The organism is Brevundimonas sp., from assembly GCF_031082345.1.
Lineage (GTDB): Bacteria > Pseudomonadota > Alphaproteobacteria > Caulobacterales > Caulobacteraceae > Brevundimonas.
Map to the genome: position 1 here is coordinate 22,495 of NZ_JAVHLH010000003.1, position 7,751 is coordinate 30,245.

The 7,751-nt window shown below is 69.6% G+C and carries 7 protein-coding genes and 1 pseudogene; 6 read left to right on the top strand and 2 right to left on the bottom strand.

The features are described from left to right. Nucleotide 1: 1 nt before the first annotated feature. Genes lpxD through lpxB form a run of 5 tightly spaced genes read left to right on the top strand, consistent with a single transcriptional unit; the run spans nucleotide 2 to nucleotide 4,280 of the window. Complete coding sequence (gene lpxD / locus RDU12_RS00490; protein WP_308683950.1) at nucleotides 2–1,033, top strand: UDP-3-O-(3-hydroxymyristoyl)glucosamine N-acyltransferase; 1,032 nt, start codon at nucleotides 2–4, stop codon at nucleotides 1,031–1,033. Then, complete coding sequence (gene fabZ / locus RDU12_RS00495) at nucleotides 1,026–1,502, top strand: 3-hydroxyacyl-ACP dehydratase FabZ (protein ID WP_300290346.1); 477 nt, start codon at nucleotides 1,026–1,028, stop codon at nucleotides 1,500–1,502. The genes lpxD and fabZ overlap by 8 nt, the downstream gene beginning before the upstream one ends. Next, nucleotides 1,502–2,287, top strand: a complete 786-nt coding sequence (lpxA, locus tag RDU12_RS00500; RefSeq protein ID WP_300290349.1) for an acyl-ACP--UDP-N-acetylglucosamine O-acyltransferase — start codon at nucleotides 1,502–1,504, stop codon at nucleotides 2,285–2,287. The genes fabZ and lpxA overlap by 1 nt, the downstream gene beginning before the upstream one ends. Beyond that, nucleotides 2,284–3,114 (top strand): LpxI family protein, encoded by an 831-nt coding sequence (locus RDU12_RS00505; protein WP_300290351.1) that lies wholly within the window; start codon nucleotides 2,284–2,286, stop codon nucleotides 3,112–3,114. The genes lpxA and RDU12_RS00505 overlap by 4 nt, the downstream gene beginning before the upstream one ends. After that, nucleotides 3,111–4,280, top strand: coding sequence for a lipid-A-disaccharide synthase (gene lpxB, locus RDU12_RS00510; protein WP_300290353.1), 1,170 nt, complete (start codon nucleotides 3,111–3,113; stop codon nucleotides 4,278–4,280). Before RDU12_RS00505 ends, lpxB begins: the two co-directional genes overlap by 4 nt. A 160-nt stretch (nucleotides 4,281–4,440) precedes the next feature. Here the strand turns inward: lpxB and gltA are convergent, their stop codons facing one another. Both gltA and gltX read right to left on the bottom strand, forming a co-directional pair. Continuing rightward, complete coding sequence (gene gltA, locus RDU12_RS00515) at nucleotides 4,441–5,742, bottom strand: citrate synthase (protein ID WP_300290355.1); 1,302 nt, start codon at nucleotides 5,740–5,742, stop codon at nucleotides 4,441–4,443. Between the two features lie 66 nt (nucleotides 5,743–5,808). Further along, nucleotides 5,809–7,233 (bottom strand): glutamate--tRNA ligase, encoded by a 1,425-nt coding sequence (gltX, locus tag RDU12_RS00520; protein WP_300290357.1) that lies wholly within the window; start codon nucleotides 7,231–7,233, stop codon nucleotides 5,809–5,811. Nucleotides 7,234–7,306: 73 nt separating this feature from the next. Here gltX and RDU12_RS00525 point away from each other — a divergent pair. Continuing rightward, nucleotides 7,307–7,751 (top strand): annotated as a pseudogene (locus tag RDU12_RS00525) (competence protein ComEC); the annotation flags it as partial.

A 7,751-nucleotide genomic window follows, 5' to 3' on the forward strand; every position in this document is an offset into this window, starting at 1 on the left:
TATGGGCCGAGGCCCCGATGAGCGGTTCTTCGAGTCGCTGCCGGCCCTGACGGTCGGCGCGCTCGCGGACCGGATCGGCGGCGAAGTCTCGCGCGGCGGGGACCGAACGGTCTCCGCCGTCGCGCCTTTGGCGACCGCCGGCGCCGGCGATGTGGCCTTCCTCGGCGACCGTCGGTTCCTGCCGGCCCTCGCCGAAACCGGCGCGGGTTGCGTCATCGTTCCGGCCTCCGCCGTCGAGGCCGCGCCCGCGGGCGCGGCGGTCATCGTCTCGGGCGAGGCCCAGGCCTCGTGGGCGCGCGCGTCGCTTCTGTTTCACCGGCCGATCGCCCTGATCCGCGCCGCTTCGCCCGAAGAGGTGGTCGAGGACGACAGCGTCGTGCTCGAGCCGGGCGTGGTGCTGGGCGCCGGCGCCCGCATCGGCCGCGGCAGCCGCATCGGCGCCAACACCGTGATCGGCCCCGGGGTGCAGATCGGCCGCGACTGCGTGATCGGATCCCATGTCAGCCTCGGCTTCGCCCTCGTCGGCGACCGCGTCCGCCTGCTGTCAGGCGGGCGGATCGGCGAACCGGGTTTCGGCGCGGCGGGCTCGCGCTCCGGGCCCGTCGACGTGCCCCAGCTGGGACGGGTCATCCTGCAGGACGGCGTCAGCGTCGGCGCCAACACCTGCATCGACCGCGGGGCCTATGGCGACACGGTGATCGGCGAGAACACCAAGATCGATAATCTGTGCATGATCGCCCACAACTGCGTGATCGGGCGCAACTGCCTGATGGCGGCGCACACGGGTCTGTCGGGCTCGGTGACGGTCGGCGACGGCGTCATGTTCGGCGGCAAGGCCGGCGTGGGCGACCACCTCAGCATCGGGGAGGGCGCCCGGGTCGCGGCCGGCGCCGGCGTCCTGCAGGACATTCCGGCCGGCGAAACCTGGTCGGGATATCCGGCGAAACCCCTTCGACAGTTCTTGCGTGAAGCGGTCTGGCTCGCCAAACAGGCGTCCGGAAAGGCACGCGCAGGGAAAGCCGGGAATGACTGACGAAACGGGAACCGGGGGAACCATCGACTACGCCGAGGTGATGCGCCGCCTGCCGCATCGCTATCCCTTCCTGCTGGTCGACAAGGCCGAGGACTTCGTCGCGGGGACCTCGATCACCGGCATCAAGAACGTCACCCACAACGAACCCTATTTCCCGGGCCATTTCCCGATCGACCCGGTCATGCCGGGCGTGATGATCGTCGAGGCCATGGCCCAGACCGGCGCGCTGATGATGTCCAAGACCCTGGACGTCTCGGTCGAGGGCAAGATCATCATGTTCATGTCGATCGACGGCGTCCGTTTCCGCAAGCCGGCCCGGCCGGGCGATCAGTTGCGCATGAAGGTGGTGGTCACGAAGCAGCGCGGCGACATCTTCAAATTCCGCGGCGAGACCTTCATCGATGGCAAGCTGGCGGCCGAGGCGGACTTCGCCGCCATGGTCGTGACCGTCGACCAGCCGGCCGCCTGATGGCCATCCACCCGACAGCCCAGGTCGATCCCGGCGCTCGCCTCGCCGAGGGCGTCGAGATCGGTCCCTGGACCATCGTCGGCCCCAACGTCGTCCTGGCGCAGGGCGTTCGCGTCGCCGGCCACGTCGTGATCCAGCAAGACACGACGGTCGGCGCCGGCACCACGATCCACCCCTTCTGCGTCATCGGGGGCGACCCCCAGCATGGCGGCTACAAGGGCGAGCCGGTGGCGCTGGAGATCGGCGAGAACAACACCATTCGCGAGCATTGCACCTTCAACCGGGGCACGCCGGGCGACCGGAAGCTGACCACGATCGGATCGAACGGCCTGTTCATGACGGGCGCCCATGTCGGCCATGACTGCGTGGTCGGGAGCCACGTCACCTTCGCCAACCATGCGACTCTCGGGGGCCACGCGCGGGTCGGCGACCGCGTGTTCCTGGGCGGCCTGGCGGCGGTGCACCAGTTCGGACGGGTGGGGCAAGGGGCGATCATCGGCGGTCTGGCCGCGGTGACCCGCGACGTCATCCCCTACGGCTCGGCCTGGGGCAATCACGCACGCCTGCACGGGCTCAACCTGATCGGGCTGAAGCGGAAGGGGTACGGCAAGGACGCCGTCCGGCGGCTTATGGCCGCCTGGCGCGCCCTGTTCGAGGGCGAGGGGACTTTCTCCGACCGCGTCGACGGGGTGGCCGCGGACTACGCCGATCTGCCCGAGATCATGGAGATCGTCGCCTTCATCCGCGAGGACGGCAAACGTCCGCTTTGCCTGCCGGGCGAATGAGCCGGCTGGGACTGATCGCCGGCGGCGGGGCCCTGCCCCTGTCCGTGGCCGCGCGCTGCGAGGCCGAGGGCCGGCCGGTGTTCGTGGTCCGCCTGACCGGTTTCGCCGACCCCCATCTGGCCCGCTATCCTGGCGTCGACGCCGGCATGGCCGAGATCGGTCGGGTGCTCTCGGCGCTGAAGAAGGCCGGCTGCGACGCCGTCTGCTTCGCCGGCACGGTCAGCCGCCCGGATTTCAAGGCGCTGAAGCCGGACTTCAAGGGCATGACCCTGCTGCCGGGGATCATCGCCGAGGCCGCCAAGGGCGATGACGCCCTGCTGCGCAAGATCCTCTCGGTGTTCGAGGGTGAGGGCTACGCCATCGAGGGGGCCGACGACATCCTCGGCGGCGAGACCCTGCCCGCGGGGGCCTTGGGCGCTCTCAAGCCGACGCCAGATCAGCTCAAGGACTTGAAGAAAGCGATCCACGTCGCGGAAAAGGCCGGAGAACTCGACATCGGCCAGGGCGCGGTCGTGTGCGAGGGCCTGGTGCTCGCGGTCGAGGCCCAGGAGGGCACCGACGCCATGCTGGCGCGGGTTGCCGGTCTGCCCGTCGATCTGCGCGGCTCCGCGTCCGACCGCAAGGGCGCGCTGGGCAAGGCGCCGAAGCCGATCCAGGATCTCCGCGTCGACATGCCGGTGATGGGCTCGCAGACCATAGAGCTGGCCGCCGCCGCCGGGCTGGCGGGCGTCGGCGGCGTCGCCGGCAAGCTGATCCTGATCGACCACGCCGCCATCGTCGAGGCGGCCGATCGCCTGGGCCTGTTCGTCTGGGGCGAGACGCGGTGAGTCGCCCGCTCAAGATCATGCTGGTCGCCGCCGAAGCCTCGGGCGACGTCCTCGGAGCCGGTCTGGCCGACGCGCTCAAGGCCCGGCTCGGCGGGGATGTGGCCTTCGTCGGCGTCGGCGGGGCGAAGATGGCCGAGGCCGGCGTCGCCAGCCCGTTCGACATCACCGACCTGTCCGTCCTGGGCTGGCTGGAGGGCCTGAAGGCCTATGGCGTGGTCAGGCGCCGCGTCGCCGACACCGCGGCCCTGGCGGTGGCCGAACGCCCTGACGCCGTGGTTCTGATCGACAGCTGGGGCTTCACCATCCGGGTGGCCAAGGCGATCCGCGCCGTCCTGCCGGACGTCCCGCTGATCAAATATGTCGGTCCCCAGGTCTGGGCCTCGCGCCCGGGTCGGGCGAAAACCCTGGCCGCCTCGGTCGACCACCTGCTGGCCCTCTACGCCTTCGACGCGCCGTGGTTCGAGCGCGAGGGGCTGGCGACCACGGTCGTCGGCTCCCAGGCGCTGCACGTTGACATGAGCGGGGCCGATCCCGCCGCCTTCCGGGCCTCGCGCGGCGTCGCCGCTGACGCGCCGCTGTTGCTGGTTCTGCCGGGCAGCCGCCGGTCCGAGATCAGCCTGATGACCCCGGTCTACGAAGCCGCCGTGGCACGCCTCAAGAAGGCGGACCCGTCGCTGGAAGTCGCCGTCGTGGCGGCCGGCCCCGTCGCCGACCTCGTCACCGCCGAGGTCGCCACCTGGCCGTTCCGCGCCCACATGGTCCCGGAGCCCGAGAAATACGCCGCCATGAAAGCCGCCACAGTGGCCCTGGCCACCAGCGGCACGGTCTCCACCGAACTGGCCCTGGCCGGCGTCCCCATGGTCATTTCCTACCGCTTCCAGCCGCTCAGCTACGCGATTATGAAGCCGTTCTTCACCGGCAAATACGCGACCCTGTTCAACCACGCGGCGGACGAAGAGATCGCCAGGGAACTGATCCAGGCCGACGCCACGCCGGAAAAGCTGGCCGCCGAAGTGGGCCGTCTGCTCGCCGATCCGGCGGCGCGGGCCGATCAGGCCGCCCGCCAGACGGCGGCGCTGGATCTGATGGGCCGGGCGGGACGCGACCCGTCCGAGATCGCGGCCGACGCGGTGCTGAGGGTGATCGCGGCGAAGACGGGGGCCTGAGGCGGAGTCCGCAACAGGAAAACGCCGGAGCGTTCGCCCCGGCGTCCCTGTTGTCCCGGATGTCGCGGGTTTGTCTCGCTTGTAGCGGATCGGATGTCGCGCTTGTCTCGCCCGGAATGTCTTGGTCGAGAGTCTCGCTTGTCTCGTTCCGCCCGAAACCTCAGCCCCGGTTCTGGATCGGCACGAAATCGCGCTCGGTCGGACCGGTGTAGAGCTGGCGCGGGCGGCCGATCTTCTGGGTCGGGTCGCCGATCATCTCCTGCCACTGGGCGATCCAGCCGACGGTGCGGGCCAGCGAGAACAGCACGGTGAACATCGAGGTCGGGAAGCCCATCGCCGACAGGGTGATGCCCGAATAGAAGTCGACGTTCGGGAACAGCTTGCGCTCGATGAAATATTCGTCGTTCAGCGCGATCCGCTCCAGTTCCTTGGCGACCTGGAACAGGGGGTCGTTGGGGTCGCCGACGGCGGCCAGCACCTCATCGGCGCTCTCCTTCATCACCTTGGCGCGCGGATCGTAGTTCTTGTAGACCCGGTGGCCGAAGCCCATCAGCTTGTATTTCTTGGCCTTCACGCCCTCGATGAACTCCGGAATCCGGTCCGGGGTGCCGATCTCCTTGAGCATGTTCAGCGCCTCTTCGTTGGCGCCCCCGTGCGACGGACCCCACAGGCAGGCGATGCCGGCGGCGATACAGGCGAACGGATTGGCGCCCGAGGACCCGGCCAGACGCACGGTCGAGGTCGAGGCGTTCTGCTCATGGTCGGCGTGCAGGATGAAGATGCGGTCCATGGCCTTGGCCAGCACCGGATTGACCTCATAGTCCTCGGCCGGAACCGCGAAACACATGCGGAGGAAATTCTCGGCGTAGTTCAGGTCGTTGCGCGGCGAAACGAACGGCTGGCCGATGTGATACTTGTAGGCCCGCGCCGCGATCGTCGGCATCTTGGCGATCAGCCGGATGGCGGAGATGTTCCGCTGCACCGGGTCCTGGATGTCCAGGCTGTCGTGATAGAAGGCCGACAGCGCCCCGACCGTGCCGACCATGATGGCCATCGGGTGGGCGTCGCGGCGGAAGCCCTCGAAGAAGCGGTCGAACTGCGAGTGCAGCATGGTGTGCATGGTGATGTTGCGCTCGAACGCCTCATATTGGGAGGCGGTCGGCAGTTCGCCGTGCAGAAGCAGGTGGCAGACTTCGATGAAGTTCGATTGCGAGGCCAGCTGATCGATCGGGTAGCCGCGGTGCAGCAGCGTGCCCTTGTCGCCGTCGATGAAGGTCAGGGCGCTTTCGCACGCCGCCGTCGAGGTGAAGCCGGGATCGTAGGTGAAGGCGTCGGTCGCGCCGTACAGCTTGCGGATATCGATCACGTCGGGGCCGGTCGAACCCGCCAGCACGGGCAGCTCCACGGTTTTGTCGCCGTATGTGAGGGTGGCGGAGCCGGCGGGTTTGGCGAGTTCAGTCATGAAAGCCCCTTGGTCAGTCGGCGGCCCCGCGCGAGGGAGGCGGCGGGTCGCGTTTCGGTGTGGAAGTCAGATAGTCTGTTGCAGCGCATCATTCAAACGCCCGAGGCTCTCTTCCCGCCCCAGGGCCGCGAGGACCTTGGCGATGTCCGGCGACGTGGAGCCGCCGGTCAGGGCCGCGCGCGCCGCCGGGCCGATCTTGCCGAAGCCGACGCCTTCTTCCTCGGCGAAGGCCTTGAGCTCGGCCTCGAGCGCGAACACGTCCCAACTTTCGAACAGCGCCAGCCGGTCGCGCAGTCGGCCGATCCGCTCGCCTGACTCGCCGGCCAGCATCTCGAGGCCCCTGGCCTCGATCGCGATCGGTCGCGGCTTGAGGACGAAGCCGGTCTGGTCGGCCAGTTCCAGGGTGGTCTTGGCCCGTCCCTTGACGAACGGCATGGCCTGCAGGAGCCGGGCCTCGTCGTCCGGGCCGAGGTCATGGCCGCGGGCGAGATGCACGTCGAGCGTCAGCTTGGCCAGCCGGTCGTCGTCGGCCAGCCGGATCCAGTGGGCGTTGACGTGGGCCAGCTTGTCGAAGTCCAGCCGCGCAGGGGCCCGGCCGATCCCGGGCAGGTCGAACCACTCGATCGCCTGGGCGTCCGAGAACAGCTCCTCGTCGCCGTGGGCCCAGCCCAGCCGCGCCAGATAGTTGCGCATGGCCTCGGGCAGATAGCCCATCTCGGCGTATTCATGCACCGCCTGGGCCCCGTGGCGCTTGGACAGCTTGGCGCCGTCCGGTCCGTGGATCAGCGGGATGTGGGCGAAGACCGGCCGGGTCCAGCCCAGGGCGTCGTAGATCAGGCTCTGCCGCGCGGCGTTGTTCAGATGGTCGTCGCCGCGGATCACATGGGTCACGCCCATGTCGTGGTCGTCGACCACCACGGCCAGATTATAGGTCGGCGCCCCGTCCGAACGCAGGATGACCAGATCATCCAGTGAGGCGGAGTCCCAGCGCACTGCGCCCTGCACGGCGTCCTCGACCACGACGGCCGCGTCGGCGGGGCGGCGAAAGCGCACCGTGTGCGGCTTCGACAGGTCGTCGACCGTCGGGCTGCGGTCGCGCCACGGAGACTCGAAAGCGCGCCCCTTGGCCTTGGCGGCATCCCGCAGTGCTCCGGTCTCCTCGGCGGTCAGGAAATCGCGATAGGCGTGCCCCGTCTCGAGCAGGATGTTGGCCACCTCGCGGTGCCGGTCCGCGCGCGAGAACTGGAACACCGGTTCGTCGTCGGCGAACAGGCCCAGCCAGCTCAGGCCGTCGAAGATGGCCTTGACCGCCGCGTCGGTAGACCGCTCGCGATCCGTGTCTTCCACCCGGACCAGGAACCGCCCGTTGTGTCGTCTCGCATACAAATAGTTGAAAAGCGCCGTGCGAGCGCCCCCTATGTGCAGGAATCCGGTCGGCGAAGGGGCGAAGCGGGTGACGACTTCGGGTGCGGGGTTGGAGGGAGAGGTCATGGCGGGGGTTATACCGCCCGCTTCGGCAATGCCCAGCCTCCGTGCGCGCCTCGCGGGGTTTCTCCGCCATCAGATGACCCTGCAGGCGCTGCGCTGGCGGCTCTGGGCCCCAGTGGCGCTGGGCGGCGGTTGCGCCGTCTATTTCGTGCTGAAGACGGAGCCGCCGGCCTGGCCGCTGCTGATCGCCGGCGGTCTGACCGCCGGCGCATGGCTGGGCGCGCGGCGGCTGGGTCTCGGCCGCGTCTGGACCCTGCCGCTGATGCTGCTGGCCTGCTTCGCCCTCGGCCTCGCCGTGGCCAAGCTGCGCACCGACGCGGTCACGGCGCCGATCGCGCCCGCCTTGGCCGAGCCGACCGTGGTCGAGGGCTGGGTCATGGATGTCGACAGCCCCGGGGCCGCCGGGCCGCGCGTGGTGATCGCTCCGGTCCGTATCCGCGGCCTCGCCCCCGAACGCACGCCCGAGCGGCTGCGCGCCACGGTGCGCGGAGCCGCGCCGGAGCCGGGGCAGGCGGTGCGCC